The organism is Streptomyces sp. NBC_00647 (assembly GCF_045207245.1).
GTDB lineage: Bacteria > Actinomycetota > Actinomycetes > Streptomycetales > Streptomycetaceae > Streptomyces.
This window is the reverse complement of record NZ_CP109040.1, coordinates 10,375,301-10,402,075: the sequence shown is the minus strand read 5'-3', so window position 1 is coordinate 10,402,075 and position 26,775 is coordinate 10,375,301. Positions and strand designations below refer to the sequence as shown.

General features: G+C 68.6%; 26 protein-coding genes and 3 pseudogenes. 13 read left to right on the top strand and 16 right to left on the bottom strand.

Features of this window, described 5'->3' with window-relative positions; genetic code table 11:
* Nucleotides 1–777: 777 nt before the first annotated feature.
* Complete coding sequence (locus OG788_RS45690; protein ID WP_406368544.1) at nucleotides 778–1,848, bottom strand: hypothetical protein; 1,071 nt, start codon at nucleotides 1,846–1,848, stop codon at nucleotides 778–780.
* Nucleotides 1,849–2,238: 390 nt separating this feature from the next.
* On the opposite strand from OG788_RS45690, the pseudogene OG788_RS45685 reads away from it, so the two are divergent.
* Nucleotides 2,239–2,983 (top strand): annotated as a pseudogene (locus OG788_RS45685) (transposase family protein); the annotation flags it as partial.
* Between the two features lie 410 nt (nucleotides 2,984–3,393).
* Here OG788_RS45685 and OG788_RS45680 read toward each other — a convergent pair.
* Complete coding sequence (locus OG788_RS45680) at nucleotides 3,394–3,627, bottom strand: DUF5302 domain-containing protein (protein WP_406368545.1); 234 nt, start codon at nucleotides 3,625–3,627, stop codon at nucleotides 3,394–3,396.
* A gap of 547 nt (nucleotides 3,628–4,174) precedes the next feature.
* Here OG788_RS45680 and OG788_RS45675 point away from each other — a divergent pair.
* Nucleotides 4,175–5,005: an endonuclease/exonuclease/phosphatase family protein gene (locus OG788_RS45675; RefSeq protein WP_406368547.1), complete on the top strand. Its 831-nt coding sequence runs from the start codon at nucleotides 4,175–4,177 to the stop codon at nucleotides 5,003–5,005.
* Between the two features lie 19 nt (nucleotides 5,006–5,024).
* On the opposite strand, the gene OG788_RS45670 is transcribed toward OG788_RS45675, so the two are convergent.
* The 3 genes from OG788_RS45670 to OG788_RS45660 all read right to left on the bottom strand — a co-directional run bounded on the left by OG788_RS45670 (nucleotide 5,025) and on the right by OG788_RS45660 (nucleotide 7,323).
* Nucleotides 5,025–5,762, bottom strand: coding sequence for a phosphotransferase (locus OG788_RS45670; protein ID WP_406368549.1), 738 nt, complete (start codon nucleotides 5,760–5,762; stop codon nucleotides 5,025–5,027).
* A 354-nt stretch (nucleotides 5,763–6,116) separates the two neighbouring features.
* The gene (locus OG788_RS45665) at nucleotides 6,117–6,515 is read right to left on the bottom strand and encodes a DUF4440 domain-containing protein (RefSeq protein WP_406368551.1); all 399 of its coding nucleotides are present in this window, start codon (nucleotides 6,513–6,515) and stop codon (nucleotides 6,117–6,119) included.
* Nucleotides 6,516–6,798: 283 nt separating this feature from the next.
* Nucleotides 6,799–7,323, bottom strand: a complete 525-nt coding sequence (locus OG788_RS45660; RefSeq protein ID WP_406368552.1) for a hypothetical protein — start codon at nucleotides 7,321–7,323, stop codon at nucleotides 6,799–6,801.
* Between the two features lie 602 nt (nucleotides 7,324–7,925).
* Between OG788_RS45660 and OG788_RS45655 the strand changes: the two genes are divergently transcribed.
* Nucleotides 7,926–8,342, top strand: coding sequence for a hypothetical protein (locus OG788_RS45655; protein ID WP_406368554.1), 417 nt, complete (start codon nucleotides 7,926–7,928; stop codon nucleotides 8,340–8,342).
* Nucleotides 8,343–8,918: 576 nt separating this feature from the next.
* Nucleotides 8,919–9,323 (top strand): DUF6281 family protein, encoded by a 405-nt coding sequence (locus OG788_RS45650; RefSeq protein ID WP_406368556.1) that lies wholly within the window; start codon nucleotides 8,919–8,921, stop codon nucleotides 9,321–9,323.
* Nucleotides 9,324–9,622: 299 nt separating this feature from the next.
* Here OG788_RS45650 and OG788_RS45645 read toward each other — a convergent pair whose 3' ends face one another.
* Nucleotides 9,623–9,934 (bottom strand): NIPSNAP family protein, encoded by a 312-nt coding sequence (locus tag OG788_RS45645; protein ID WP_406368557.1) that lies wholly within the window; start codon nucleotides 9,932–9,934, stop codon nucleotides 9,623–9,625.
* A 67-nt stretch (nucleotides 9,935–10,001) separates the two neighbouring features.
* On the opposite strand from OG788_RS45645, the pseudogene OG788_RS45640 reads away from it, so the two are divergent.
* Together OG788_RS45640 and OG788_RS45635 are read left to right on the top strand one after the other, a co-directional pair.
* Nucleotides 10,002–10,295 (top strand): annotated as a pseudogene (locus tag OG788_RS45640) (zinc ribbon domain-containing protein); the annotation flags it as partial.
* Between the two features lie 81 nt (nucleotides 10,296–10,376).
* The gene (locus OG788_RS45635; protein ID WP_406368559.1) at nucleotides 10,377–10,724 is read left to right on the top strand and encodes a hypothetical protein; all 348 of its coding nucleotides are present in this window, start codon (nucleotides 10,377–10,379) and stop codon (nucleotides 10,722–10,724) included.
* 126 nt (nucleotides 10,725–10,850) lie between these two features.
* Here OG788_RS45635 and OG788_RS45630 read toward each other — a convergent pair.
* The 3 genes and pseudogenes from OG788_RS45630 to OG788_RS45620 all read right to left on the bottom strand — a co-directional run.
* Nucleotides 10,851–11,285 (bottom strand): annotated as a pseudogene (locus OG788_RS45630) (RNA-guided endonuclease InsQ/TnpB family protein); the annotation flags it as partial.
* Between the two features lie 38 nt (nucleotides 11,286–11,323).
* Complete coding sequence (locus tag OG788_RS45625) at nucleotides 11,324–11,980, bottom strand: hypothetical protein (RefSeq protein WP_406368560.1); 657 nt, start codon at nucleotides 11,978–11,980, stop codon at nucleotides 11,324–11,326.
* 434 nt (nucleotides 11,981–12,414) lie between these two features.
* On the bottom strand, nucleotides 12,415–12,927 hold the full coding sequence (locus OG788_RS45620; RefSeq protein WP_406368562.1) for a GNAT family N-acetyltransferase: 513 nt from the start codon (nucleotides 12,925–12,927) through the stop codon (nucleotides 12,415–12,417).
* A gap of 282 nt (nucleotides 12,928–13,209) precedes the next feature.
* On the opposite strand from OG788_RS45620, the gene OG788_RS45615 reads away from it, so the two are divergent.
* Nucleotides 13,210–13,476 (top strand): hypothetical protein, encoded by a 267-nt coding sequence (locus OG788_RS45615; RefSeq protein ID WP_406368564.1) that lies wholly within the window; start codon nucleotides 13,210–13,212, stop codon nucleotides 13,474–13,476.
* On the opposite strand, the gene OG788_RS45610 is transcribed toward OG788_RS45615, so the two are convergent.
* Together OG788_RS45610 and OG788_RS45605 are read right to left on the bottom strand one after the other, a co-directional pair.
* Entirely contained in the window at nucleotides 13,467–13,832 is a 366-nt protein-coding gene (locus OG788_RS45610; protein WP_406368565.1) for a VOC family protein, read from the bottom strand. The genes OG788_RS45615 and OG788_RS45610 overlap by 10 nt on opposite strands.
* A 232-nt stretch (nucleotides 13,833–14,064) precedes the next feature.
* Nucleotides 14,065–14,421 carry a hypothetical protein gene (locus OG788_RS45605; protein WP_406368566.1) on the bottom strand — a complete coding sequence of 119 codons (357 nt, stop codon included), beginning with the start codon at nucleotides 14,419–14,421 and terminating at the stop codon, nucleotides 14,065–14,067.
* Nucleotides 14,422–15,142: 721 nt separating this feature from the next.
* On the opposite strand from OG788_RS45605, the gene OG788_RS45600 reads away from it, so the two are divergent.
* Nucleotides 15,143–15,412: a hypothetical protein gene (locus OG788_RS45600; RefSeq protein ID WP_406368568.1), complete on the top strand. Its 270-nt coding sequence runs from the start codon at nucleotides 15,143–15,145 to the stop codon at nucleotides 15,410–15,412.
* Between the two features lie 432 nt (nucleotides 15,413–15,844).
* Nucleotides 15,845–16,456: a response regulator transcription factor gene (locus OG788_RS45595; protein ID WP_328443377.1), complete on the top strand. Its 612-nt coding sequence runs from the start codon at nucleotides 15,845–15,847 to the stop codon at nucleotides 16,454–16,456.
* On the opposite strand, the gene OG788_RS45590 is transcribed toward OG788_RS45595, so the two are convergent.
* From OG788_RS45590 to lanKC, 4 genes are all read right to left on the bottom strand, one after another.
* Nucleotides 16,431–18,527 (bottom strand): ATP-binding cassette domain-containing protein, encoded by a 2,097-nt coding sequence (locus OG788_RS45590; protein WP_406368570.1) that lies wholly within the window; start codon nucleotides 18,525–18,527, stop codon nucleotides 16,431–16,433. The genes OG788_RS45595 and OG788_RS45590 overlap by 26 nt on opposite strands.
* Complete coding sequence (locus OG788_RS45585; protein WP_406368572.1) at nucleotides 18,527–20,386, bottom strand: ABC transporter ATP-binding protein; 1,860 nt, start codon at nucleotides 20,384–20,386, stop codon at nucleotides 18,527–18,529. Before OG788_RS45585 ends, OG788_RS45590 begins: the two co-directional genes overlap by 1 nt.
* A 134-nt stretch (nucleotides 20,387–20,520) precedes the next feature.
* Nucleotides 20,521–20,649 (bottom strand): SapB/AmfS family lanthipeptide, encoded by a 129-nt coding sequence (locus OG788_RS45580; RefSeq protein WP_058940762.1) that lies wholly within the window; start codon nucleotides 20,647–20,649, stop codon nucleotides 20,521–20,523.
* A 58-nt stretch (nucleotides 20,650–20,707) separates the two neighbouring features.
* On the bottom strand, nucleotides 20,708–23,293 hold the full coding sequence (gene lanKC / locus OG788_RS45575; RefSeq protein ID WP_406368573.1) for a class III lanthionine synthetase LanKC: 2,586 nt from the start codon (nucleotides 23,291–23,293) through the stop codon (nucleotides 20,708–20,710).
* Nucleotides 23,294–23,397: 104 nt separating this feature from the next.
* Between lanKC and OG788_RS45570 the strand changes: the two genes are divergently transcribed.
* Nucleotides 23,398–23,658, top strand: coding sequence for a hypothetical protein (locus OG788_RS45570; RefSeq protein WP_406368575.1), 261 nt, complete (start codon nucleotides 23,398–23,400; stop codon nucleotides 23,656–23,658).
* 173 nt (nucleotides 23,659–23,831) lie between these two features.
* Here OG788_RS45570 and OG788_RS45565 read toward each other — a convergent pair whose 3' ends face one another.
* Nucleotides 23,832–24,008, bottom strand: a complete 177-nt coding sequence (locus tag OG788_RS45565; protein WP_406368577.1) for a CsbD family protein — start codon at nucleotides 24,006–24,008, stop codon at nucleotides 23,832–23,834.
* Nucleotides 24,009–24,176: 168 nt separating this feature from the next.
* Between OG788_RS45565 and OG788_RS45560 the strand changes: the two genes are divergently transcribed.
* From OG788_RS45560 to OG788_RS45550, 3 genes are all read left to right on the top strand, one after another.
* Nucleotides 24,177–24,347 carry a hydrophobic protein gene (locus tag OG788_RS45560; protein ID WP_328557713.1) on the top strand — a complete coding sequence of 57 codons (171 nt, stop codon included), beginning with the start codon at nucleotides 24,177–24,179 and terminating at the stop codon, nucleotides 24,345–24,347.
* A 336-nt stretch (nucleotides 24,348–24,683) separates the two neighbouring features.
* On the top strand, nucleotides 24,684–25,034 hold the full coding sequence (locus OG788_RS45555) for a PRC-barrel domain-containing protein (RefSeq protein WP_406368579.1): 351 nt from the start codon (nucleotides 24,684–24,686) through the stop codon (nucleotides 25,032–25,034).
* Between the two features lie 431 nt (nucleotides 25,035–25,465).
* On the top strand, nucleotides 25,466–26,347 hold the full coding sequence (locus OG788_RS45550) for an RNA polymerase sigma factor SigF (protein WP_406376643.1): 882 nt from the start codon (nucleotides 25,466–25,468) through the stop codon (nucleotides 26,345–26,347).
* Nucleotides 26,348–26,775 lie beyond the last annotated feature (428 nt).

Below are 26,775 nucleotides of genomic sequence, written 5' to 3'. Positions count from 1 at the left end.
TACGCATGGCGTTAATTGTCACAACCGGCAAATTCGGCGATTCGCTTGGCGGTCAAATGACACGGAGAACTCGAATCCCGCAGTTCGGGTGCGCGATGCTCTCAATACCCTTCCTTGGGGGCGGGTGGTATATTCTGGCGACTAAGTCACTGGATTTCGAGTCAGAGTCAAGTGACCTAAATGCAAACTCCCTATGGATGGGATTGACATTCTTTCTACTGTTTGTCGCGGCTGCCCTGTTGCTAGGATTTTTCGTGAAGGCACTATGGGCCGTAGCGGTAGGGAGGGAAGTTCCAGAAGAATGGTCGGCATTCAAAAGCAAGAAGAGAGCAAGAAAGAATGCGGCCGACACGGCCAGGAGGGACATGAGGGACATGAGGGACATGAGGGACAGGCTAGCGAAGGCTACTTGCCAGCCCGGAGATAACCGGGACGCGCCCGACGTGGTTCATTGTTGGCTAGTTGTTGACCACGGACAAGATCGACGTACGGCTGATGAATTTTGGCCAAGAGGGCGCATCCGCTGGTACTCGTCAATGAAGTGCGAGAAATGCGGTGCGGCGGGAGTCACTCATACGGAGTGGGAATCAGACTACTGAGTGCAAGACCTACCGAGATACTGATGCAGCCATGCGGCACCGATTTGACCCAAAAACAGACAGCGCGCCGAGCAGGAGGCACACCCTGCCCCATGACTCCGCCGGCCAGAGACGGCTTCACGTTGATGAACAACCCTGGCGGCCAAGCGATGCGGTCAGTGGGCTGCCACTACCTGAATCAGGAACTGACAGCGACTGCAGCAGGGTCGGGGCCCCCGACGGCATCAAGCAGAGCCTGCCCTTGTCGGTCGACGAGTCTTGTGAAGATCTGCTGCGCGTAGCCGAAAATAATCGCCCACCCAATAATTTGTGCAGATGAATCGAGGGCCGACAGACCAGGGACGAATGCCCCCCGCATCAGAATTAGTCCGAGTACGGCAGTCAGCGCACCGGTCGGCAACTTGAGAAGCGCAAGAGCTACCGGCACGTTATATGGAGTCGCGGTTCCTCTGATCCGTCTAAGCGTCACAGCGGCAGCAACCGCAGCGGCCCCCATCCCGGCGAGTTCGATGACGAGGTAGTCCCTCGACTTCGCAACCTCGGCATAGGCAGCATCCAGGTCCTTGTCCCCAGGTTTGAAGCCAGGGACCGAATCATCCCCCGTAGGGCATACAATTCCGACGTCCATAGGGCCAAAACAGAGAGGCACCACGGTAGGGAATAGAGCTCCCAGCACCGCGACAACGACTGCGATAAGAGTGAGGGCAGTGAACACGCCGTACACGATTCCGACGAAGCTACGCACCCGAAGATTCTCACGAAGCAGTTCCTGGCGGGCGACACCTACTGCATCAATGAGCAGCTCGCGCTGCCTGCCATCCAGTGCTTTACCCGCTTCAACGTCCTGTTCGATCTCTTCGACTTGAGACCTTCGGAGGTCCGTGACACAGAGATGTTCACGAACGACAGAAACCAATCCAGGCAACAGCGCTCTAACCAAATCCAATGGCGCCAAGCGCAGCATTAGGGAGTGCGCCATGTCAAGATGCGCCTGCGCGACGGCCAAGTTCGACCCAGAAATTCGCCGATCATGGATGATATGATCGAGTGCCGCATCGGCCTTTTCCAACTCGTTTAGTGCCGCATCCTTAATCCGCGATTGCGCCTCAGGATCACCATCCGGATCCACTCGAGTGGAAACGAGAACACGCATTTCCGCAACTCGGGAGCGGAGTACCTCTCTGAGTTCCCATTGCCCCCTTCCGTAATGGGGCCTATATCGACGCAATGAGAATTTGCGTTCTTCCACGTATCTAAATGTAGTCAAAATTGGCCAGAAACTAAACAGCGGCGCGCCGAAATAGCCCCATTTGGTCCACTAATTGGATTTCTCGAACGCAGAGCCCGGGCTTCTTGTAGGGGTACAGCGATATCAACTCACGTTCACCCACAACCCCGGGTCAATCGGCTACCGAGTCCTTGACCACCAGGACCCGATGATCAGTTGCGGCGCCGTCTGGTACTCGCGGAGCCGCTCGAACTGGTTCGCCCCGGCAGCACCCCCGGCAACGGAGGCGGCATCCCCGGTTCGCCAGACAACTGCACGCTTCCTGTACTGCTACCGCAAGCCCCAGGCGTCTGACCCGCCCCTGACCGCCGACTAAGGTGAGTTGATCGTGGCGGAGTACCGAGTCCGGGACTGCCGCCGACGGTGATCGTTGAACTCGTGGCTGAGGTAGGACCGTTGTGGCACGAACAGCATCAGGCACGCCTGACGACTCGGCCGCGGCGACGGGCTGCGGGAGCCGGGGCGAAGCGCAGGTTCGTCTTCGTCGACCGGCTGCTGGCCACATTGGCGAGTCTGCGGCATGGCACTATTCATGACGTGCTGGCCTGCTGGTTCGGTGTGGACCGCTCCACCATCGCGCGCCATCGGCGAGGTGCGGCCTCTGCTCGGGCAGCGGGATGCGCCGGACGTCCGGCTGCGTCCTCTCGCCGAGGTCGTCGAGTACCTGGGCACCCGACGGTCGGACCGGGATCGTCGACGGCACGGAGATCGGGGTGCGCCGCCCGGCGGCATGCCGCAAGGACCGGGGGAAATTCGTCTCCGGGAAGACCAAGCAGAACGCGGTGAAGTCCATGATCCTCACGGACGCCGAGGGGCGCGTCGTGTTCTGCAGCCCGGTTCGGCCGGGTAGTTGCGCCGGCATCGCCCAGGCCCGGCAGCTGGGACTGACCCAACTCCTGGCCGGACTGCCGGGCGGCCATGTGCAGCTCGACTTCGTATTCAACGAGCGGCTGCCCGAAGCGCCCCGGGCGGCACGATCGTACAGGCGGCCACGCCTGAACTGTCCCTGGCCTGGAAGTTGATGTGGCTGATCAACGACATGCACGCGCAGGGCAAGGATCTGTACGACGCCGTGCTGCTGGCCGAGCGGCATCCGCGCGGTGGATCCTGCCACGGCAGGTGTGGTCTTGCGCTGGAGTCTCGTTCCGGCTTCGGCCGGCAGGCGGCCAGGACGTCGAGCCAGTCGTCCAGGTGGCTCTGGCGAACCCGCCCCAGGGTCCTTCGGGCTCGACGAGCGAGCGGGTGTACGCCTCGGTCCACAGTCGTAGCAGCGGACGGTGCTCTCGGCGGCGAGCCAGGTCCACACCTGCTCGGCCGCTCCGCCAGGCCGACGGGGCGATCGGCCTGGCGGAGCGGCACCAGAATCTCCAGCTCATCAGTGCGGGCCCGATTCAGCAGTGCCCGCACGAGTCCGTCCTTGTTGCCGAACAGGAACATCAGCACCCGGGGGCTGGAGCCGATGGCTCCCTGACTCTGCCGAGTCCCGTCCTGGGGCCGTTATGGGACTCAGCCACCGCTCTTTCGACGGAACGACCGCTGACTCGCGGCCGGGCCGTGCGCGCCGTGGACCTTCGACGTGTTGGTGCTCGCAGTGAGGGCGGCGTCCGCCTGCATGCCACGCTTGCGCGCCAGAGCCTCCCGGAACTTGCGCTTCAAGTCGTCCTGGGCGTCTTCGTCGGGCGAGAGGGGAGGGTTCTCGCCGTCAACCGGCTCTTCAGGCGATGGAGACTCTGTAGCCATGGTGACCTCCTGGGGCCGGGCAGTGGAAAGCACAGCTTGTCATGGCGGGCACCGCACCCCGAACCACGGGGCGTCCGCGCCGCCCATCCAGCCCTCCCTCTCCTCGGCTGCAGCCAGAGACATGGGCCAAGAGCACCCGCAACGGGGATGTCAGAACCCGGACCACGCCCGCGCGGGGGAGGTGACCTGCACGGACTCCGTGATGTGGGCGATCCTCGCGCAGGAGAGGCGGCAAGAGTCGGTGCAGGAGATGTTGTCGCGAGGCGCACCCGATGAGCCGGCGCGGAGCCGACAGTGCGCACAGCTCGTCCTGGCTGCCGGGGCCCCGCCGGGGCGGGGTGCTGGTTCGGGTGCCGGGCCGGTGGGGAGGTCATCGGTGGTCCCCGGTCGTTCCCGACCCGGTCGTGTCCTGTGGAGTGACGCCGACGAGTGTGCCTACGCCGCGGTCACGGGCCCGGGACCGTATGCCACCGACCCTTCTCTCGCGGCAGTGTCCATCCACGGCTTCGGGCCCTTCGGCGGCAGGGGCGACAGTACGATCAGCGCCGTGAGCGACTCTCCGCACGGCCCGGCAGGCCACCGGACGGAAGGTGACAAGTCCGTGAAGGCCGTGCGGCTGCTGACCATGAACACCCTCTTCACCGGCGATGTCCCGGCTCGGCTGCGTGCCCTCGGCGCGGCGCTCGATGGGTCCGACTACGACATCGTCTGCCTGCAGGAGGTCATGTTCCGCCGCAACGCCCGGCTGATCCGCCGTGCCGCTCCCGCATACCGGCACGTCGCCTACTCGGGCACGGTCCTGCTCAAGGGCGGCCTGGTGCTGCTGTCCCGGTGGCCGATCAGCCGATGGCGGTTCGTGCGGTACCCGGTGACGGGCCCGGTGCGCGGCGAACTCCTCATGCGCAAGGGTGCCCAGGTGGCGTCCGTCGCCACCCCGGACGGTGAACTGGTGGTCGTGAACACCCACCTGTCGGCCAACCGCGACGACGACTGGTCCCCCGCGAACCGGTACACGCGGATCGCAGGTGCCGAGCTGGCCCGGCTCACCACGCTGATCGCGGCCATCGGCCCGTCCCTGCCCGTCGCCGTCGTCGGTGACCTGAACGTCCCGCGCGACTCGGCGGTACTCGCCGACTTCGTCGCCGCAGCGGGGCTGCGCGACGTCCTCGCCGGCGACACCCGTCCGACCTACCGGCCCACACCTCGATGGCCCTCGCCCCCGGCCCTGGACCACGTACTGGTCCGGGCCGCAGCCGGGGAGACGCTGACCGGGGGCGCCGACTTCGTGTTCCAGGACAAGGTGACACTGGGCGACGGCCGCCAGGCCTACCTGTCCGACCACTACGGCGTGCAGGCACAGCTGAGCCGGTCGAAGTAGCAGTCGGGCCCGCGCAGCCTCACATACGGGATCTCAGTACGTCGACCTCACAGCCCGGCGCGAACGGGTCGAAGCCGTGCTCGATCAGCCAGCGAACCACCAGCAGGCTTCGCAACGACCACCACGCGTGGATCACGTCGAGGTCGATGTCGGTGCCGTAGCCGGCGATGACGTCGTCGAGGTGCTCCTCGTGTCCGAGGGTGAAGGTGGCGAGGTCGTACAGGGCATCACCCTGGCCCGCCTCGGACCAGTCGATGATGCCCGTGACCTCGTCGCCGTCGACGAAGACGTGCGCGATCTGCAGGTCGCCGTGCGTGAACGCCGGAGTCCACGGCCTGAGCGCGGCCTCGGCGACCTGGCGGTTGCGGGTGACCAGGTCGGCGGGCAGGAGGCCGTTCGTCACGAGCAACTCGCACTCGTCGTCGAGTTCCGCCGCCAGCGCGACGATGCTCCGGCCGGGCCGGGGCGGCAGCGGCGCGTCGTGCAGCTTCCGGATGGCGGCACCCGCCGCGGCCCACGCCGTCGGCGACCCGGTCGACGGCCCGCCGAAGTGCCCGAGCGTCGTCCCCGGGAGTGCCGCCAACGCGAGCACGGACGGCTTGCGCCACAGGACCTCCGGGGTCGGGACCGGCACGAGGGACATCGCCTCGACCTCGGCGTCGATGCGCGCCTGATCGGCGTCCACCTTCAGGAACACGTCACCGACGCGCAGAGTCGCGCGCTCGGAATGGGCGACGACGACTTTGACCTCATCCATGGGCGACCAGTATCCCGGGGATGACCGCCGACGTCGCCGGGTTTATCGCGTGCGATTACACGGCTGACTACGTCCCGATACTCGGCGGCCTCGTGCACGACACCGACCTCTGACCAGGTCAAGTCCACCACTTTTGTTAGGAGTCCTCAGGCCATGCCCACTGAAACCGCAACACTGACACCGGCTCAGTGATGGCACCTCGGCGGTGGCATCGCAGCGCCACTTCACCCGTGGTTGTCGCAGCGCCACTTCACCCGTGGATCCGGCCGGGACAGTGCCCGACCGCGTCGCCCTCACGGATGGCCGGCGGCCGTGTCGAGGGGTCAACAGGCCGCAGCCGGACCGCCTCTGTGGTCAGGGCTGGTCGTACCAGGCAAACGCCGCGATCCGCCAGCCCTCTGAGGTGCGGACGAACTGGATGGTCTTGGTCCCGCCGCCCTCGAACGGCTCACCGTCCAGGATCCCGGACTTGCGGTACTCACCGAACCGCGAGGCGATGTCGCCCGCGATCTCCGTCCGTTCAGAGGTCTCCCACTCGGAGAATTCGACCAGCCGACCGTCGGTCAGCAGCCGCCGGCGAGGCTCGATGAACTCCTCCACGGTGTAGACCGTGAACTGCGGGCCGGTCATGACGATCACGCCACCGGGAAGAACCAGCCGCCGGATGCGGCCCACGTCGGCAGCCTTGCCGCCCCGGTTGTCAAAGGCACCGAAGAACTCGGCGGTCACGGCGTCTATCTCGATCTTGGACATGACGCGACGCTAACAGCGAAGAAGCGCCGGACATCGTCGGTCTCGACAAACTGCGGCACGTCGCCGAGGCAGACCCTCGCGCACCTCCGGCCGCGGCAGACCTGCTTCAGCGCCGCCGGCATCCGGCCGCTCGGCGGTGACCCCGGACCTGCTCGGCGGATGCCCGGGGTGGGGCGGCCCGGCGGCAGCGGCTTTTGATGTTCCGTCACCGGCCCTGCCTGCGCGCCGCAAGCCCCGGCCGCGCCGGCCGATGGGCCGGGCGGCGCGGCGTCCTGCGATGCGGTCAGGCGGCGCGGCAGAGGATCGCTGGGCCGGCCGGTGCCGCGGTCTGGGTCACGGCCGTGTGCACGGGCCGGGTGGTTGGGTCGGTGGCTGCGCTCTGCGAGCGGTTCCGTGCGAAGACGACGAGGCGCAGGACCGCGAACCGTGCGAGTCCGGCGAGGGCGGAGGCGGACAGGTAGACGATCTGCTCGAGCATCGCGCCGGGTGCCGCCACCAGTTGATGCAGGGCGAGCATGGCCGCGCACGTCAGCGCGAACGCGGCGGCCGCGGAGCCGGCCGACTGTGCGTGCTGGCGCCAGGTCGCTCGTACGCCTGCGCCGAAGGAGAAGCGGGCGTGCAGCTCGGTGGCCAGGAGCGTGGAGAGCGTGCTGATCAGGGCGTTGGCCAGGCCCCAGGGAATCCGTGTGGCGAGGGCCGCCACCGCGAGGCTGGAGGCGAGCCCCACCGCGCCGCCGCAGAGCACGAAGCGGGCGAAGGCGGTGAGGGCGCCGGGCGCCGTCCGCTGCCGGTTCTTTACTGCCGCCATGATCCGACCCCCCTTGGTCGCTCGCTTGCGAAACCCGTGTCCGTCGGCCCCCGAGGCCTTCAATCCGTTGTTTCCTATGACGGAAACGCTACGTTGCCTTCACTGATCTGACAACTGATTTATTGCGCACTCGATACATCAGTGCAGCTAGATGCAGATTAATCGTTGCAATAGCCTTGAGGTAATGCAACAGATCTTCTCTCGATCGTTGCAATGCATTGAAGGTGAACGCTCTTGGTGGGGACACCTCTCTCCCGCCTGCGCACCAGCGGCACAGCATCGCGGTGCGACGGCCAGGCGCGCCGGCCGCCGGTGGCCCGCGCGGCCGGCCAGGTGCGGGCCATCCGGGCGAGGCGGTGGGCCCGTACGGCATGGTGTCCAGGGCCGCGGCTCTCCGCCGGGGGACGTTGATGCCTCCCCCCGCAGGAGAGGCCCGTGAGTGATCCCAGCCCCCGTGTGACCCCGAGGCCGGCATCCGCGACAGGCGAGGACATTCCCGCTCCCGGGGTCATCGGCATCGGACTTGCCGCGGTGCTGACGTTCGCGCTCGCCCAGGGCTCGTGGCAGTGGTTCGCCACGTACATCGGGGTGACACTCCTCGCGTGCTGCTCGCCTTCCAGCGACGGGCACAGTGGACACCGGACATCCGCTCGGCGTACATGCGCGGCCTGGTCGCGTACGCGCTGGTCGTCGGCCTGTGCGTGGCGATCGCGCTGGCGCCCTTGCTGCAGCGCCGGGCCTGGCTGTTCCCGATGCCGGGCACGCGCAGCGGGTGCGAGTTGATGGGCAGGTACGAGGCCCTCCAGGTGAAGGCCGCGCTGGGGAACCTGGCCGGCAGTGACGGTGCCGCCCTGGCGTTCGCGCAGGAGACCCGGGCCGGCCGGACCGTCGCCGAGTGCCTGGCGTCCACGACGACTCTGTGGCTGCCCCTGTACGGGCTGGGGGCGGCGGTGCTGGTGGGGGCGGCCGCGTGGTTCCGGGACCGCGCCCGGTCCCGGTCCGGGCCCGCCAGTCACTAGGGTTTCGCACCCTCGCGGCGTCCCTCACCGTCTCGAAGACCGTGGAGTCATTGACGCCGACCGGTGCGGCGGACACAGGTCGCCCGGCGGGACACCCAGCCGGGCGACGGCCCTCCGGTTTCACCCTCACAAAGGCCAACTGCGCGTCCGAGACTCCGTCATGACAAACGGTGAAAGGGCTCGGCAGTGGTGACAGGCCCGCGCCCTCTCCGGCCCGCTGGGACGCGGGAAACTCAGGAACGACGCCGTCGCCACGACCTGCTCGTGGACCTGGCCCACGCCCGGTGTCAAGAACGACCTGCGCGAGGCCGACACCCGCTTCAACACGCACGACAACGACTTCACGAACAAGCCGACCGCGAGCTGCTCGAACAAATACGACATCCGCAGCGTCGGTACTCATGAGGCCGGACACATCTTCGGACTGAAGGACATCACCGGAGCCCACGACAACCTCACCATGTACGGCACCTCGTTCAGGTGCACGACAAAGGGGAGGACTCTCGGCAAGGGTGACGTCCTCGGCCTCCGCAGCATCCACTGAACCGGGGCAGACGCTCCAGAGGAGGCAGACCGATGAAAGCCGTACTCCCGTCCCGCAGAGGATCCGTGGGGATGCTCCTGGCGGCGGCCGTCCTGACCCTGTCCGTCGCCTGCACATCGTCGAATGACGACGGCGCATCCGCGTCGTCCTGCGTGTTCCTGGTCAACTACCAGAACCACGAGTACTCGGACGTGGCCAACGTCGATTTCACCGTCGGGGACAAGCTCGGCCCCGCCACCCTCCCCTCCTGCGACGACACACCCAATGACGATGACGACGCCCAGACGCCCACCTCCACGACCGCCTACGCAGTCAAGGGAGTCGACCCCAGCATCGCCATCGCGGTGGGAGAAGACCCCGGTGACGCCCGCCTGGTCGCCGTCCACTCCGGCAACAAGATTCCGCCCGAGGTCAAAGAACTGATCCGGGGGTCCTGACGCCGGCGCGGGGCGCCGCAGCACAGAGCACGCCGGCGCCCCGCACCGGATTCCGGACGGCAAGAGGGCCCTGTCCCGCGCAACACGGGACAGGGGCCCCACCGGCGCCCAGCAAGGCCTTGCTTGCCCTCCCGCCAGGGGCGGAGCAGGCGGGCCGCCATGGGACCTGGCCAGGAAACCCCCGGCCCGCACCTGCACCGCCCCGGGCCGGGCACCGAAGCCGCCCTCAAAACCCGGTCCATCGCCTGCACACCGTCCAACGCCCGCCTGCGGGGCAGTCGTTCAGGCCCGGCTCCGGCCTAGGAGGTGACGTCGAGCGGCCGCAGGAAGCGCCGCTCGTAGCGCTTGATGCAGCGGGTGCTGCGGGCCAGCTCGATGGCCTCCTGGCACTCCGGGTCGGTCATGCTGTCCGAGCGGTACTGCTCGTACGCGGCGAAACTGGGAAAAGAGAAGAGCGCGTAGGCGATGTCGCTGTCGCCCTCGCTCGGCAGGAAGTAGCCGTGGTGCGTCCCGCCGAAACGGTCGACGAGCCCGACCCAGCGGCGGCCGTATTCCTCGAAGTCCTCGAGCTTGTCGGCGTCGATCTCGTACTTCAGATGAATGGTGATCACATCCACATGATGGTGCATGCCGGTTCAGGCCCGAACTCCGGAACGAACCCATTCCTTCGCACCTCAGCTGCACCTTGTCCACCCCGCGCACACCACGATGGACTGCGCACAGTGCGGAGCGAGAACCAAGCACGCACTGCCTCTCCCGCAACGAACTAACGGGTGCACCGCGTGCGGAGCGGTGTCCCTCAGGGACAAGAAATCCGCCCGCGTGATGCTCGTCCGGGCTGGCCTCAACCCGACTGGCGCTCATCGCGTAAGAGCCGTCGGACCGCCGGTCCACAGCCAACGTGAGCCAAGAATCCCCCTCCTTCAGGAGAAGGAGGAGTCAACCCAGTCAGCCTCTGACCCATGGGCTTGAGGGTCCCGATCGCTTCGAAAACTAGGATGTCCTCTGTCGAAGTCCCGTCGGATCGGTTGCAGAGTAGGGAGGCCGAAGGCCGTGAGTGAAGGTCTGTCGGGCGCTGCGATGCCGTCGCGCTGGGCTCCGGCCGAGCATCAGCTGCCCCGTGACCTTGCGGAACTCGTCGGTCCTGCCGGGGGGACTGTCGCGCTTCCGCTGCACTTGGCCTGGTCCGGGCTTCGCGTGTTCGATCTTGGTGACGAAAAGCTTCTGCTGGGCATGTACCGGATCGTCCTGCTCAACGGTATGCACGAGGACTACGTCCGCTATCTCAATGCGGCGCAGTTGGTGGCCCACTGGCCAGTCTTGCGCAAGATGCTGGGTCGTGGTGTGCGCACCGCGTGGGAGGACCGGTTCGCGCAGTTGCAGACGGCCGCCGCTGCGTGACCCTGCACGGCTTGCCCGATCACCACCGCCGCCTGCTCTTCGACGCTCTCACCGCCGGGCACCGCTACGGTCTCGCGTTGGCGACTCCTCCCCCGGATAAATCCGGGGGGCTTCTCCTGTCGGTGGCTAGGCCACGTCGGGAAGGACCAGCCCGGCCCTGATGGCAACGTTCAGCGCACCGACTTGATCGGCGTTGGCGGTGTGTCCGCACCGGGTGCACTCGAACTTCTCCTGTGTGACGCGGTTCTGGCCGGACACGTGCCCGCATGCGGGGCAGCCGGACACGTGCCCGCATGCGGGGCAGGTGCGGGAGGTGTTGCGGGGGTCCACGGGGATCAGTCGACGACCGGCGCTTTCAGCCTTGTGCGCGAGGATGCCCAGGAACACCCCCCAACCCGCGCCGTGGATGCTCTTGTTCAGCCCGGCCTTCGCCGCGGCTCCGTTCGGGAGGAACGTGCCGGGGTTTTGGGGGTCGGGCTCGGGCTTGGGTGCGCAGACCATGTTCGCGATGCTCAGGCGCTCGTGCGCGATCGCATCGTAGGTGCGGACCAGCGATCGGGCATCACCGCGTTCTTCCGCCGCGCTGTCGGGCTGCCGGGTCAGGAGTGCGGTGCGGCCTCGCTGATGTCCTGGTGCATATGGTCCATGAGTTCGCCCATCTCGCGGACATCGGAGCTCGGGCTCTCGGCGTTCTGCGCCGCGCTACGCAGCCAGTCGGCGGTCGCCAGGGCGAGCGCGATGGCGTCCTGTTCGCGGTTGTCGCCGAGGAGTTCCTCGATCCGGTAGGCGAGACCGCCCAGGGTCTCGTCGTTGGTCTCCGGCGTCAGGTAGCCGCGCAGGCCGACGGGGTAGGGGTCCTGGGCCCTGGCGTGCCGTACGGCGGCAAGTACCTCGGGGTCTTCGCTGTACTGGTCGAGATGGCCCAGCAGGACGTAGATCCGCGCGGTCAGCCGTGGCCGCCCGGGGTGGCGGTCCAGCCAGGCCATCAGCTCCTGCTGGCCGCCGAGGTGGTCGACGAGCGGAGTCAGTGCTTCCACCGACTTGGTGGGCAGATCCCAGTGGTGGGGAAGGAGCTGGGCCACTTCGTCGGCCAGCGCCGCCTCGTCCTCGGGGCCGAGCGTGCCGGAGGTGAACCCGGCGACCTTCGAGACGTCCAGCGCGAATCCCTCAGGCCCCGCCTGCCGGGTGCGGTGTGAGGAGCCGTGCCGTCGGCGCAGCAGTTCACCGACGCTCTTGAGGAGCGGCTTGTCGTGCACGAAACCTCCTGCGTGGGCTGCGTGGATGCGCTCGGGGGCCTCTCGTCCGGGACTGGGGCCGCGGACGGTGCCGCGGTCCGTGTCGGCGGTGCCGGCCGGTGCTCTGCGGCATCGGCACCACCACCCTGCCGCCCGGTCGCGGTGTCCGCGCGCCCGGTGACCCGGACGAGTGCGGGCGCTCGGCGCCACGGGAGCGTGGCCTGTCGGCAGCCGCATGCGCGACATGACCGAAGTGTCCGAGAGGCGGACGCACAGGACCGTCTTCGGGCGGGCGCTGCGCCTGATTCACCGCCGAGAAGGAGGTGCGGGGCCGAGCCGGCGTCCGCCTCGGCCTGGCCGGTCCGGACACGGTGTCCTTCCGGCGTGCCCTGTTCGGCTGGCCGGGACCGCGCGGACAGCGGGATCGGGGTGCTTCTCCCTGGCGTCGAGGTCGGTCACCGCACCACTTCGTCGGCCAGGAGGTCCATCAGGAGGCCGTCGTGCCAGCTGCCGTCCGGGCCGCGCTCGTACTGCCGCATGATGCCGACCGGCCGAAACCCGACCTTGGTGTAGCAGTGGATCGCCGCGGTGTTGTCGGCCGCCGGGTCGATGGTCAGACGGTGATGGCCGTGGACGTCGATGAGATGGCAGGCCAGTGTCCGTACGGCGTCGGTACCCAGGCCCCTGCCGTGCACCGCGGGATCGAGGAAGAGGTCGATGCCGGCGTGCCGGTAGTCCGGCTCCTCCTCGGCGTGCCACTGGATCATGCCGATGACCCGCCGGCGGTGCTCGACCGTCAGGGACCGGGTGCCGGCGTCCTCGAGATCGGCTGCGATGTCCGCTTCGAGATCGTCCCCGCCTCTCCATCGTGCACGTACTTCGGGCGTGGCCCGGATGGCGGCCAGGGCGGGGATGTCGTCCTGGACGGTGGGGCGCAGGACGACCGACGCTCCACGCAGCACAGTCATGACTCAGGACCTTAGGCGCATGTGGCGGTGCTGTCTTGGCGCTCCGGTTCCCTGCGGCTGAACTCCTGTGGCTGAGCGTGAAGAGGTGACGTGCGGCGTTCGGGCACGACGCCGGCACCAGGAGGACCACCGCGACAACGGCTGTCACCCCGGCCGCGGGTCAGGCCTGCGTGCGCAGCAGACCAGCGGCCCAGGACCGGTCTGGCCAGTCACCGGCCGCGCTCGCCGCCAGGGCGGAAGCCTCACACGTTCAACGGCGAGCGCGTGTGGAGCGCTTCGGGCATGGACGCCGGAGACTCGCGCGCCGTCGGATACCAGCGCGCCTTCTCCGACTTCGTCGCCATCAAGCTCTACGACGAGGAACTAGGCGTCGACGACGAGATCGGCTCACAGGTGATCAGCTCGGACGAGCCGGACTCGGCACGCGGACGGCCTACTTCGCGGGGGACGAAGGCGCCCGCCCGTGCCCACGGCCGAGGCCACAGCAGTCCAGAGATGCGATTCACCCCCGGCCTAAAGGCCGGGGCACTCTCGCAAGATCAGAGGTAGAGACAGAACGGATGGCCGTGAGGGTCGCACAGGACCCGGACGTCCTTCTGAGGCTGGTACTCCTGCAGCGTCGCACCCAGGGCGCAAGCCCGTTCGGTCTCCGCCTCCAGGTCGTCGACCTGCAGGTCCAGGTGCGCTTGCATCTGCTGCGTGCCAGGCTGCTGCGGCCACGTCGCAGGCGTGTGGTCGGTCTCCAACTGGAAGCTGAGGCCGGGGCGTTCCTGACCCGGGGCCCCCAGACGCACCCACCCCGGCTCACGCTCGACTTCCTGCCAGCCGAGCAGGGCGCGGTAGAAGTCGGCCAGCGCAGGAGGGTCGGGAGTACCCAGAACAAAGGCGCCGAGTGTTGTCGTCATGTCTGCAGCCTTGCCCTGGGCGCTCATCCTCACGCCTCCGTGTGTCCCGGCTCCCTCGATCGACGTGACGCCGGTCAGGCTCACGCCCGGAATGCCGCGGCCTTCACATGCGAACGCTTCATCGGTGGCCGTGCGAGACCACCGAGGCGATCGTCTGTGCGCTCACCGGCACACTGGCCGCGCACCGCACGCTGCTGCTGCTCGGGCCAGGTCGGCGGGGTTCCTCAAGCGGTTACGCGGCAGCGGCGTAGGCCGTGGTGATGGCGGTGTCGGTACAGGCGTGGATCACCAGACCCGCGCCCTGGGCCGTCGTGGCGTGAGTCTCGAGGGCTCGACGGGCGGGAGCGCTGGGCGTTGCCACCGATATCAGGGCGTCCAACCGGCTGCACATGCGGTGCGCGCGCAGGACCTCGTCGATCACTGCCGGAGCCGCGGCCGCGGCTGCGCCGAGAACGATGACGACGGGCGTGGGGGCGTGCACGTGGACCAGGTCGCTGATCAGTGCCGCCAGGGTGTTCTGCGCGGCGGGTCCTGGGTCGTCGTCCAGTGTCAGGACCAGCACACCGTTCTTGAGCGCGTGCATCAGCATGGCTGTCTCGGGCCTCCTCCTGCGCCTGGGATCTGGGATCGTCCGCTTCTACGAGTACCCCGGGTGCGATCCGCGATGCCCTGCGTAGCCGCCGTCCCGGCGCCCTCGCCGCCAGGGCCGCAGAAGGGGTCGGCTCCCCCAGCACTCGTGGCCGAACCAGGGGAACCTGAGCCGGCCAGTCCCCAAGAGAGGAAGGCCACCTGACCGGCCTCCCTCCTGAGTGCCCCTTTCTGGCCGGACGACAACAGGCCTCATCGGGAATGTGCACCGGACGCCGGTTCAACGCTGCGCCCCAGAGCTGCACGGGCTTGTCTGCGCAGCTCCGTACGGGCCGCCGGCATCCTGCCGGGGCCCGACCAGAACGGGTGCCACCACAAGCGGGCCGACAACACCAGCTGGCGGCGGCGGAGTGCGGTGTTCGCCGTGGGGCGGGGCGCGGTGAGGGCGTCGTAGGTGCGGCACCAGGCCGCTTGAAGCTGGACGAGGTCGTGGGGGAATGTCGCGGACTCCATCACTCTATTAGCTCACGTGTTCGAATTTTGGCTCAAGTCGACACCTTCCCGCGACGCAGGAAGCAAAGGCTGGACTGCGCGACAGCGCCGCGCCCGGCCCTGTCCGCCCGCAGCAGGCTGCAGGCACTGTCACGACGGGGCGCCCGGCCAGGTCCGCGCCCGGAGGGCCGGCCCCTGAGGTGACGGTGGGGGCAAGAGGCCGCCTCACCGTGAGCAAAGTCCCGGCCGGGTGCGTCGGTGCGGTCACCGACGGATGCCGCGCGGGTCGCTTTCTGCGCGGCGTGGAGGGCTGCGAGCGCTTCCATCGCGGTGGCGGGAAGATCCGGCAGGGCGGTGATCGTCCCGGCCAGCTGGCGCAGCGCGGCGGCGTGGTCGTGGGCCCAGGACGCCACAGTGCGGTCTGCGGCCCGCCGGCCGCGGGTGGCCTGCACACGCTGTTCCTTGGTGGTGCCGGATTCGCCGAACTCGATGATCTTTGAAGACGGACCCTAGCTGCCTCATCGGTCGAAGCTTCGTCCGACTGCCTCCGCCCGGCAAGCACGCGAACCTCGGCCGAGTGCCGAAGCCCTCATCCTCCGTCGGTCGGCGTGGACGCCGAACCTGCATGGATCACGCCTTTCTTGGCCGCCTGCCCTGGCGGACAACACGACCGTCACGGTCCGCCCGCGGCCGACGGACGGTCGCTGCCGCGGACAGCGCCGCCCCGTCATGAGGGCGTATGCGTCCGGACGCGATCGACGGGCGACTGTCCGGCTGATATCCGGAAGGATCAGGGCGCGCGACACGGCATGGAAGTGAGCCACCGTCGAAAACCATTCGGGGTTCCGTCCCGGCCTCTCGGGAAGCCGGAGGGACGACAAGACGGATGCCTGGTGTGTGCATGCCGGGTGAAGGATCGAGAGGTGCCAACCATGACCACGGTGCTCGTACTGCACAGCGTCAGCCTGATGCGCTCCGCGCTGACGGCACTCCTTCAGACTGAACCCACGTTCGACGTGGATGCGGCGGGCTGGATATCCGCCCGTGAGAACGCAAGCGCGCTGCACCCCGATGTGTGTCTGGTCGACCTCGACTGTCCCGGCGCGACCTCCTTATTAGAGGGCGGCGCCGGGAACACGGCCGAGCGGGTGCCGGTGCCGCGCGCCGGGCTCGTCGTCCTGGCGTCGGCTGGACGACCCGGAGCGCTGCGCAGAGCGTTCGATGCCCAAGCACTGGGATTCGTGGACAAACACAGCTCCGCACAACGGTTGATCAAGGGCATCACGGAAGTGGCCGCGGGTCAGCGGTTCGTGGACGCGTCACTGGCTTGTGGGTTCCTCGAGGCTTCCCAAATGCCGCTGACCAGACGGGAACTGAGCGTGCTGGCGCGGGCCGCCGAAGGTGAGACGGTGGCGGAGATCGCCCGTCGACTCCATCTGACCAGCGGAACGGTACGGAACTACATGGCCGCGGCGACCCGCAAGGTCGGCGCCCGCAACCGCATCGACGCCATCCGCATCACGCAGGGCGCCGGCTGGGTCTGACGTCGCGGTCGCAGGCCGGGCCGACCGCTGTGACCGCACCCTTCGACGCCGTGGGGTCCTCATCACGAAGCCTGGGCAGGGGTGCCCTCACACCGCGGCCCTCCGACTCCTCCGTGCGCGCGGCGCTCCGATGCGCTTGTCGATCACGCTCCTGCCCAGCGGATTCGGAGTCGTGGTACCAACGGCCAACCAGGTCGCGGTAGAGCTCCGACTCGGCCAGAAGGGCGTCGTGCGGTGCACAAAGGGCTCGGTCGCCGTCCAGGACCAGGACTCGGTCGGCCCGCAGAGCGGAGCTGATCCGGTGGGCGACGAGCACGAGAGTGCCGGGGCGCGCGGCGAGGACACGCTCGGTCCGCTCCTCGGTCTCCGGGTCGAGGTGACAGGTGGCCTCGTCCAGCAACAACAGAGGGGCTGGGGACACATAGGCGCGCCCGAGGGCCAGTTGCTGGCACTCCCCCAACGAGAGGCGACGCGGGTCGACCCTCCCGTGCAGGCCGCCGAGCCGCCGCATCAGGTCTTCCAAACGGAGGAGGCGCGTGGCGCGTTCGAGGTCGGCACGGGAGGCGTCGGGCCGAAAGTACGCGAGGTTCTCACCAACCGTCCCGCTGAAGACGTACGCCCGCTGCGGCAGGAGTGCTCGGCGCAGCTGCGGATGCGCCGGTCCGTCGGGACCTGCCGCGGCTCCCGCCACCCGCACCGAACCGGCATCCGGCGTGAGCATCCCGGCGAGCAGAGATGTGAGGGTGGACTTGCCGATGCCGCTCGGCCCTACGACCACGAGGTGCTCGCCGTCCTCAAGGGTCAGGTCCAGCTCCCGCAGCACAGGGCGAGCTCCAGTGCCGTACGCGAAGGTCACGCCTCGAAGCTCGGCCGCGGGTATCCGTCCGGAGCGGCCTGACCTCGCGGGCCGCGCAGGTCGGGGGTCGTCGGCAGGTATCCGTCCGGACGTATGCGCAGGAGATTCGACCAGAGGCTGGGCAGTCGGGATTGCCGGGGCAGGGTAGTCGGGTTGGCCGGTGAACCGCTCCAGCACGACCAGGAGGCGGGTGCCGGCCGTTCCGGCGGCGGTCATCAGGGCGTGCAGAGCGGGCAGGAGTGCCTGGACCAGGTAGGTCAGCGCTCCCAGCAGGGCGCCCGCGGTCAGTCCGCCCTTGAGGAGAAGGGGGGTCGCGGCGAGAAGTGCCACCAGGGGAAGTCGGCCGGCGACGCCGAGCGCGAACGATCGTACGGCCGCCCAGCGGGCCAGCCTCCGCGACAGCCGTGCCTCGACGGCGATCAGTCTGCCGACCTCGGCAGCGATCCGGGTTCTGGCTCCGCACGCCGCCACGTCGCGCAGGCCGGCGGCCACCTGCCCGGACAGCGCGGACAATGCCTCGTCGGCGTCCAAATAGGCACGCTGTGCCGCCGCCATGGAAGGAAAGGTGGACAGGAAGAGGATGAGTCCGACCAGCAGCGGCGGCAGTACGACGATCAGCAGCGCCGGGTCGAGCGAGGCCATGCCGAGCAGCGCGCCTGCCGTGGTGAAGACGAACGAGCGGGCGGTCAGGACCAGGCCGGCGAAGCTGTCGCGGGCGATCTCGGTCTGATGCGTGAGTCGGGACACGGCCGCGGTCGGGTCGGCTCGTGCCGGCTCGGCGAGCGCGGCGCGGAGCGCCTGGTCCACCGCCCGGCGCATCAGACCGTCGCGGAACGGTTCGACCAGGTCGGCCAGTCCTCTGAAGACCTGACGGACGGCAAAGCCGCCGAGCAACGTGGCGCCGGCCGCGACGCAGAGCCAGAGCAGGCCGGTGCTGGTACGGCCGGCGAGGAAGCCGTCATCGAGCGAGCGGGCGACGCCGTAGCCGCCGAGGAATGTCTGGCCGCTCTCCAGGAGGGACCAGCCGGACAGTGCGATCAGGACAGGTCGGTGTCGGCGCAGGAACCGTCGACCGTCTGGCAACACCCCTCTCAGGGAGCCACGTTCATCGTTCCTGATCGATCTCGGGTCATCCGGGGCTCGCCGTGTCGAAGGTCCGGCCTTGTGCCAGGGCGAGGAGCCGTCGGTGGCTGCGGCGGGGCGGGCGTCGTTCATCAGGCCTTCTCCCCCGCTGCCTGGTGTCCGGAGGTGGCACCGGGCGGCGAACCGATGTCGGGGGCCGTTCGAGAGTTGCTTGGACGGTCGGGTCCGGCGTCCGTGGCGGTGAAGACGGCGCGGTAGTCCGGCATCCGCCACAGCACGTCGTGCGGGCCCACCCCGCGGATGCGGCCCTTCTCCAGCCAGAGGACCAGATCGGCGCCGGCCGCGGTCGACAGTCGATGGGCGACCAGCAGCCGGGTGCCGGCACGGACGTCATGGGCGAGCGCGCGCTCCACCTCCCGCTGGGTGACGGTGTCCAGGCCGGACATCGCGTCGTCCAGCACGAGCAGTCGTCCGGCGTGCGCGAACGCCCGGGCCAGCCCCAGGCGCTGGCGCTCACCTCCGGACAACGGTGCGTACGTGAGCGGGGTGTCGTATCCCTGCGGAAGACGTGTCACGAAGGTGTCCGCTCCAGCTGCACGGGCGGCGGCGCGTACGGCGGCGGGGGGCGGTGCGACGGCGCCGAACGCGATGGCGTCGGCGACCGTGGTTCCGAAGAGGGCGGGCTGTGCGAAGGCGTGAACCACCTCCGTGCGCAGGTCCTCTTCGGTGAGCCGGTCAAGCGGGACGCCGTCCAGACGCACGCAGCCCTCCTCGGGGTCGGTCAGTCGGCCCGCCACCGCGGCGAGGGCGGACTTGCCCGAACCGGAGCGGCCCACGACGGCCACCGTGGTCCCGCCGGGCACGGTGACGGTGACGTCGTGGAGGACGTGGGCGCCATCGCGCACGACACCGACACCGCGCAGCTCCAACGTCCCCGGTCCGCCTGCCGGCAGGGCCGACGGACCGTGCGCGACCGGGGACAGGAGTGCCGGTTCGACCGTGCGTCGAGCGGCCGCCCTTCCCTTCACGAGGGAACCGACCACCCCGGCCACTGCCCCGGCGCCCGCTGCCAGCGCCGCGTACCGGGAGGCGGCGACCAGGTCACCGACGCTCAGGTGTCCGGCGGCGAGCCGCAGGCCTCCCACACCGAGAACGAGACAGACGAGCAGCGGCATCAGCACTGCGCTGTGCGCGACGGCACGCCCGTAGACCCGCCACATGGCACGGCCTTCGGTGCCGAGGCGTGGCAGGTCCGCGAGCACGCGGCGTCGTTCCCGGCGTGCGGTGCCTGCGGCGACGACGGTCTGGGCTCCGCCCAGCACCTCGGCGAGCCGATCGGCGATCTCCGCCTGGACCCGCTGATACCGGCCGACCGCCACGGACGAGGAGCGGGCGAACGTCCGAAGGAGCAGCACCAGCAAAGGGACCCCCAGCAGAAAGGCCGCGGCGGTCCACACGTCGATGACGGCCAGCGCGACAAGGGCACCGAGGGGCGGGAGCAGAGCCGCCAACACTCCCGCCGAAGCGGCCGGAACGGTGCCCGCCTCGGTGGCGTTGGCGGTGAGCCGGGTGGCCAGATCCCCGGGCGCGAAGGAGGCGGTGGCGCGGTCCGGGTCCGCGCGCAGGAGCCGGTCGAGTGTCCGGGTACGCAGCCAGGCGGTGGAGCGGGCGTTGACGGTTCCGACGAGCAGGGCGTCCGCGGAGTCGAGCAAGATCTCCGCAACGACGAGCGCGGCGCACGCGAGGGTCCATGGGGTGGCGCCCGGCGACTGGGAGAGGAGCAGGTCCAGAGCGTGCCCGAGGACCGCGGGTTCAGCCAGCGAGACGAGCACGGAGGTGACGGAGCAGAAGAGGATCGCGAGGCTGTGTCCGCTGCTGTGCCGGAGTGCCTGGCGCAGTACGCCGTCACTGACGGCACGGACTTCCGAGTCTTCCTCGGCGTCGCTCCCGGCGACGGACAAAGTGACCGGGAGGTCCGGGCCGGATGTCATGGCGGAGGTCTCCTCCCCGGGAACGGCTGAAATGCGTGGTGTGGAGGGCCGGCGTCGCACTCCGGTCGATGAGCTGTCTTCGTCGGGCTAACACCTCGGCGTGAGCGTCGTCGGGCCGGTGACCGGCCGGTGTGTCAGTTGCAGGTCGTGACGGACAAGCTGCTGTCGCCGCAGAGCAACAGGCTCGCGCGGCTGCCGGTGGCGACGTCGCCGGTGGCCTCTTCCTTCGGGGTCTCCATCGACTGCAGGTCGAGAAGCGTCATCGTCTTTCCTTTCGATCGGGAACTGTGAGCGGTTCGTACGTCCTGCGGGTGGTGCACTTCACGATCCCGGTACGGGACCGGCTTGTGGGTTCCGCCGGGGCGGCGGGAGGAAGGGCAGATGCACGTCTCCGCCGGAGGCGGCGCTGCCGAGGGCGAGGAGGCAACCGGCGGTGCCGGTGGCGAGGTCCATGGACAGCCGCATCATCTGCTCGCCGGGGAAGGCCAGATGGCCTTTGTAGGGGACGGCGTGCCGGGTCAGGGCGTCGATCTGTCGGCGGACGTCCCCCGGCGCGGTGCCGGGGCCGGGCGCGGTGGTCCGGCTGAGGTGCAGCACCATGCCGGCGGCGCCACGGAACAGTCCAGGTTGGGCGTAGAAGGTGGCCTGTGCGGCCTGTACGATCTCGCGACGCGCTCCTTCGAGGTCCTCGTCAGCCCGGTGGGCGAGGTAGTCGTCGAGCACCATGCCGATGCCGACGCTGCCGGCGCCCAGGTACGGCATGGTCCGCCAGCCCTCGTCGACCTGGAGCGTTCCGGAGGCGCTGCGGACACACCGGGCGAGGTCTTGCCGGAGTGCGTCGCCTGCCCGGTCGAGCAGCGTGGTATCACCGGTGCGTTCGTAGAGTCGGACGAAGAGCAGGGCCGGTCCGGACGCCCCGTACAGGAGCCCGGCGCGGGTGATGCCCGGAACGGCCTCGGCGACCAGTTCGGCGCAGCGCCAAGCCGCGTCGTGCAGGGCCGGTGTTCCGGTCGTGGTCGCGAGGGAGTCCAGGGCGAGTCCGGCGCCGGCGAGGCCCCCGTGGAGATCGGGGGCGATGCCCTCCCAGGGCCGAGCTTGCGCCGACTCGACGAGTTCCAGGGCCCGTTCGGGGTGGCCGAGGCGGTCCAGTGTCCAGGCGATGCCGGTCAGTCCGTCGTAGAAGCCGATCGGGGTGCCGGACTCCGGTACCTTGGTGTGGCGCAGAAGCCACTCCTCCGCCTCGGTGTGGGGGTCCGAGCCGGTCTCGGCGAGGGCGTACAGGACACCGGCAGTGCCGTACCCGAAGGTCGCTCCGCCGCCGGTGGTGGCGAACTGGGCGATGTCGCCGGGGAAGAATCGGTCGTCGCGCTCGGGGGTGGCGGAGGCCAGTACGGCGCGGACCATCGAGTTGCGGCTGCCTGGCCAGTCGCCTGGCTCGACGGGCAGGTATCGTCCGGCAGCGGGTCGCTTGGTGCCGCGGGTGATCTCCTCGACCGCCTCGTCCAGGAAGCTTCTGTCGACGGGGAACTGCTCGGCGGCGATGTCCGCCAGGTGTCGGGCTTTGGCCCTGTCGAGGGGAAGCAGACTGGTGAGCGGCAGGAACAGGGCGAGCTGCAGGCAGGCCAGGGCGTACCGGTCCACGTCGTGTCCTCGCCGGTCGGCGGGGGCGACGAAGCCGGGGTTGGCAACGGTCTGGCGTCGGCCCTCGTCGATGTGGGCTGCGGCCTCGAAGTCGATGAGTGTCACGGACTGTTCGTCCTCGGAGACCATGATGTTGAAGAGATGAAGGTCGTTGAAAACGACTCCGCGAGCGTGCACCGCGTGCACCGCGTCCTCGACCAGCCGGTGGATACGCAGGGCCCAGGCGGTGTATTCGGCGAGCGCCTCGGGGCCGGGGCCGGACTCGATGAGGGGGTGACGGCGCGCGAAGAAGGTGTTGAGCGGTTTGCCCTCCACGAACTCCATCGCCAGGAACTGGTGGTCTCCGACGGAGAACGTCCCCCGTACCTCCGGGGTGCAGCCGAGTCCGGAGAGCCGCTCCAGGGCTTCTTGTTCGCGGCGCAGTCGGGCAACTGCGTCGGCGCCGTCGGCGGCCAGTCCTGCGTGCGGCCGGGCCTCTTTCAGGACGACCTTCTCACCGGTGGCACGGTCGCGGCCGACGTAGACCCCGCCTCCGTTGGAGAAGTGCAGGGCGCTCTCGATGGCGTAGGGAAGTTCGCCGACGGTGAGCGCGGCCCGGGCTTCGATGTGCGGCACGAGGAAGGCCGGCGGCTCGATCCAGTCGGGTATCCGGAAGGCGGGCCCGCGCAGATCGGGGACGAGGCGTCCGTCGGGGCGCCGAACCGCGGGCCGTAGTTCCCCCTCCTCGTCGTAACAATGGCGGCGGGTGAAGCTGCCGTAGCGGAGGTGAACCGGTCCGGATCCCCAGCGCAGGTCGCTGAGAATGTAGGGCGCAGGCTCGCCGTCGAGGAGAGCGGCGAGGTCTTCGGCGACGCGGTGGCACCGCCCGTCGTCGGACGGGTACACAGTGATGAATTTGCCGCTCGCAGCCCGATCCGCGTACTTGGCGTTGCGATGGTGCAGCAGATAGCGGCTGGGCACGAACTTGTAGGCGAGACGCTGCTCTTGGCAGTAGGTGGAGACCCTCGCGAGTACGGACTCGGCGTTGCCGAGGCACGCGGACACATGGATCTTCCATCCCTGCTCGGGGAGTTGGCAGTCTGCCGGCCGCAAGGCCAGCCAGTCGCCGACGCGGTGACGCTGCCAGCCCTCAGGGACCGGTGCGAGGGCCACGGCGTACTGCTCTCCCCTGCGGTCGGCTCCGCCGGTCGGACCGGTGTTCAACCGGTGCGGAGCGTCATAGAAGTGCGGGTCCGCGTCACAGAAGGCGGCGTAGCCCTTGATCACGTCCACTCCCTCGCTCGGCGGTACCGGCTCCGTGTCGGCCTGACAGGAAGAACGGTGTCATCCGGCGAAGGGGCGCCAATAGTCACACACGTCAGCAACTGACCGTGCGAAACGCATGGGTAACCGAGCTCGACCGAGTGCGCGCCGTCTACAGACCGATGTGGGCCGACTACCAGGCCCGTCGGCCCGCCATGGCGACCATCGGTGCCGGAGAGTTCGCGGCGTACTTCGCAGAGCCCGACACCATGGAGGGCCGCGCGATCGAGGCGGTCGATGCCTTCGTGGGAACGCTCGCCGGCAAACTCGGGCTGATCGAAGCCGCGTCCCATGCAGCAGAGACGGCACGCCTCAGACTGGCGCGCTGACAGCCCCGAGACCGGTCCTGGGCGTCAGAAGAGGGCGTCCGGCTCCCGCGACAACTTGACGCGACCTGTGGTTTTGACGTGAGTGCGGGTGGAGGGGTGTTGCCGGCGCCGGACAGCATCGGTCCCGGCAGCCAGCGGGGAGGCAGCTGCTGCCGGGACCGGGCGTGGTGCGCCTACTTGGGCTTGATGGCGTCCTTGGTCTTCTCCTTGGCCGCGCGCAGGTCGCCCTTGGACTCCTCGGCCTGTCCCTTGGCCTTCAGGGACTCGTTGCCCACCGCGCGCCCGGCGACCTTCTTGGTCTTGCCCTTGGCCTGCTCGGTCTTCGCCTGGGCCTTCTTGTCCGCAGCCACAGCCACTCACTCCCTGTCCTGCTCGAGGAAATTTCCACCCTCCGGTGTCACCCCGAGCTTCTCTCCTAAACCAGAAACTTCGCGGCTCCGGGCATCACAGGAATGGGTGAGATCCGCAGGAGTGGAGATCGTCGGGCCGGGCACACGAAGGATCGGAGGTTGATAACTATGGTTCCTGTTCTTCTTGTTCTTCTGCTCGCTCTGATTCTCTTCGGTGCCGGTTTCGCGCTCAAGGCGCTGTGGTGGATCGCTGTCATCGTGCTGGTGGTGTGGGTTCTCGGGTTCGTGATCCGCCCTGCGGCCAGTGGCGGCAAGCGGGGCCGCTGGTACCGCTGGTAGGAAGGCCTGCGACAACACATCGACACAGGTGGGCCCGGACGCCGTGGCGTCCGGGCCCACCTGTGTCGTCTCCCTGATACTGATGGGACAAAGGTGATGTTTTCTGCGATGCGGGGTAAACGGGATGTGGTGGCCGGAGGAGGTCCGTGAGCAGGAACCATGGCCTCCGGGCACGGGCCCTTCCGGCCATCCGCATTTCCGGCGGGCATCAGTGTGTGAGGTGCGGAAGGCAGGGCACTCGACGATCCGAGGAATCGCCGCAGAGTCCTGCGACGCCTATTCCGACGCCGCATTCATGCGGCAGGCAGTAAAGAATTCTGATGAGGGAGCTGTTTTATGAGTGACAACATCTGGGGCTACCAGCCGACCACCGGCCACATCGCGGGCACCGATCTGACCGGGTACAAGGTCGAGGCGACCGACGGCAGCATCGGGAAGGTCGACAAGCACTCGGACGACGTCAACTCCGCGTACCTCGTCGTCGACACCGGCGTATGGATCTTCGGCAAGCACGTCCTGCTTCCGGCCGGAACCGTGCAGCGGGTCGATCAGGAGGAGCGGAAGATCTACGTCGCCCTCACCAAGGACCAGATCAAGGACTCTCCCGAGTTCGACAAGGACAAGCACATCGGCGACGTCGGCTACCACTCGCAGGTCGGCGAGTACTACCAGAGCCACCGCGCCTGACCTCAGCACGACCCCCGTAAGCGGGCCGGCCCGAGACACCTCGGGCCGGCCCGCTTCTGGTTGCCGGGCCGCCCTCGGACCTGGACCGTCCCTCACACCTTGGCGGCCCGCCGTCCGCCCTCGAACGCAGGCGGCCACGGGCAAGCCTCACGGAGTCCACCGTCGCCAATCCCGAGACGGGGTGAGCCAGTTCCGCCCCACGCCGCCAAAGTCCTGCTCGATACCCTCTGACGTCACGGCGCCGCCCGAGCGGGCGTGGCGGGCGGACCTTCTCCGCCCGCCACGCCCGCTTCTCGTTACAGCACGGGACGTAGCCGCTCCGGTGTCGCCCGGTGTGCATCGGCCGGCAGCGGGTACGCGCTGTGGTGTCGGCCTCCAGCAGCCGGCTGCACGGGGGCTGGACCATGTGGAACATGTGGGAGGGGACCGACATGACGGTGACCGAGGCGGCACAGACGCAGACACGGACAGCGGCGCAGACACAGGCGCAGGCGCAGACGCAGGCGGTGGTGCTGCCGGAGATCGCGGACCCCTCTCAGGTCGCTCCCAAGGACGCCCGGCAGTTGTCGAAGCTGTTCTTCGACCAGCTCGCCGTCCTGGAAGAGGGCACGCCCGAGTACCAAGACGCGCGCAACACCCTCATCGAAATGAACCTCACCCTCGTCCGCTTCGCCGCCGCGCGTTTCCGCAGCCGCAACAGGGACGAGATGGAGGACATCGTCCAGGTCGGCACCATCGGGCTCATCAAGGCCATCGACCGGTTCGAGCTCACCCGCGAAGTCGAGTTCACCTCCTTCGCCGTCCCCTACATCGTCGGTGAGATCAAGCGCTTCTTCCGCGACACCTCGTGGGCCGTCCACGTCCCCCGCCGCCTGCAGGAAGCCCGCATCCAGCTCGCCAAGGCCACCGAGGAGCTGCGCAGCCGGCTCGGCCGCACCCCCACCGTCAAGGAACTCTCCCAGTTGATGTGCCTGAGCGAGGAGGAGGTCGACGAAGCACGCCTCGCCTCCAACGGCTACACGTCCGCTTCCCTCGACGCCACCATCGGCTCGAGCGACGACGGCGAGGCCGTACTGGCCGACTTCATCGGCACCGACGACAACGCCCTCGAACTCGTCGAGGACTTCAACGCCCTGGCCCCCCTGATAGCCGAACTCGACGACCGCGAACGGCGCATCATCCACATGCGGTTCGTCGACGAATGCACCCAGGCCCAGATCGGCGAACACCTCGGCGTCTCCCAGATGCACGTCTCCCGCCTGCTCAACCGCACCCTCGCAAAGCTGCGGACAGGCATGCTCACCACCCACTGAGCCCAACTCTTCGCACGGACCGGCGGCGCGTCCCACCCTCATGAGGGTGGGACGCGCCGCCATTTCCATCAGCAGGTGCCGGCGGGCTGCGTCCTCAACCGTCGGTGTGGATCGCTGTGCGGGCCCGGTCCCCCGCAGAGCACGGCAGACAAGGCCTACGGCCCAAGCAGCCGGGCTGGATTCGCACTTGAGCCACAGAAGCCGCCTGCCTCCCTCTAGATACGTTACTGCCGGTTCCGTTATTGTCCCGGTCACGCCGGCGCGGCACTGGCCTCTGGCCTGAACGGGCCGCGCCGCAGCCGTGCCACCGCTGCGATTCCACCCACTCTGAAGGAGCCGCCATGCGCAGGCTCGACCGCCAGAACAACGTCTCGTCTGAGACCGCCATGACCCACCCGCACGCCCCCCGCCTTCATCATCGTCCACGG

Bases quoted from the DNA above. Each gene is read 5' to 3' on its own strand.
- OG788_RS45620 (WP_406368562.1), bottom strand. From the start codon at position 12,927: ATGACTGTGCTGCGTGGAGCGTCGGTCGTCCTGCGCCCCACCGTCCAG.
- OG788_RS45660 (WP_406368552.1), bottom strand. From the start codon at position 7,323: ATGGCGGCAGTAAAGAACCGGCAGCGGACGGCGCCCGGCGCCCTCACC.
- OG788_RS45605 (WP_406368566.1), bottom strand. From the start codon at position 14,421: ATGCTGATGCACGCGCTCAAGAACGGTGTGCTGGTCCTGACACTGGAC.
- OG788_RS45585 (WP_406368572.1), bottom strand. From the start codon at position 20,386: ATGACATCCGGCCCGGACCTCCCGGTCACTTTGTCCGTCGCCGGGAGC.
- OG788_RS45555 (WP_406368579.1), top strand. From the start codon at position 24,684: ATGAGTGACAACATCTGGGGCTACCAGCCGACCACCGGCCACATCGCG.
- OG788_RS45595 (WP_328443377.1), top strand. From the start codon at position 15,845: ATGACCACGGTGCTCGTACTGCACAGCGTCAGCCTGATGCGCTCCGCG.
- OG788_RS45680 (WP_406368545.1), bottom strand. From the start codon at position 3,627: ATGGCTACAGAGTCTCCATCGCCTGAAGAGCCGGTTGACGGCGAGAAC.
- OG788_RS45670 (WP_406368549.1), bottom strand. From the start codon at position 5,762: ATGGATGAGGTCAAAGTCGTCGTCGCCCATTCCGAGCGCGCGACTCTG.
- OG788_RS45615 (WP_406368564.1), top strand. From the start codon at position 13,210: ATGGACGCCGGAGACTCGCGCGCCGTCGGATACCAGCGCGCCTTCTCC.
- OG788_RS45560 (WP_328557713.1), top strand. From the start codon at position 24,177: ATGGTTCCTGTTCTTCTTGTTCTTCTGCTCGCTCTGATTCTCTTCGGT.
- OG788_RS45550 (WP_406376643.1), top strand. From the start codon at position 25,466: ATGACGGTGACCGAGGCGGCACAGACGCAGACACGGACAGCGGCGCAG.
- OG788_RS45650 (WP_406368556.1), top strand. From the start codon at position 8,919: ATGAAAGCCGTACTCCCGTCCCGCAGAGGATCCGTGGGGATGCTCCTG.
- OG788_RS45580 (WP_058940762.1), bottom strand. From the start codon at position 20,649: ATGACGCTTCTCGACCTGCAGTCGATGGAGACCCCGAAGGAAGAGGCC.
- OG788_RS45610 (WP_406368565.1), bottom strand. From the start codon at position 13,832: ATGACGACAACACTCGGCGCCTTTGTTCTGGGTACTCCCGACCCTCCT.
- OG788_RS45590 (WP_406368570.1), bottom strand. From the start codon at position 18,527: ATGAACGACGCCCGCCCCGCCGCAGCCACCGACGGCTCCTCGCCCTGG.
- OG788_RS45665 (WP_406368551.1), bottom strand. From the start codon at position 6,515: ATGTCCAAGATCGAGATAGACGCCGTGACCGCCGAGTTCTTCGGTGCC.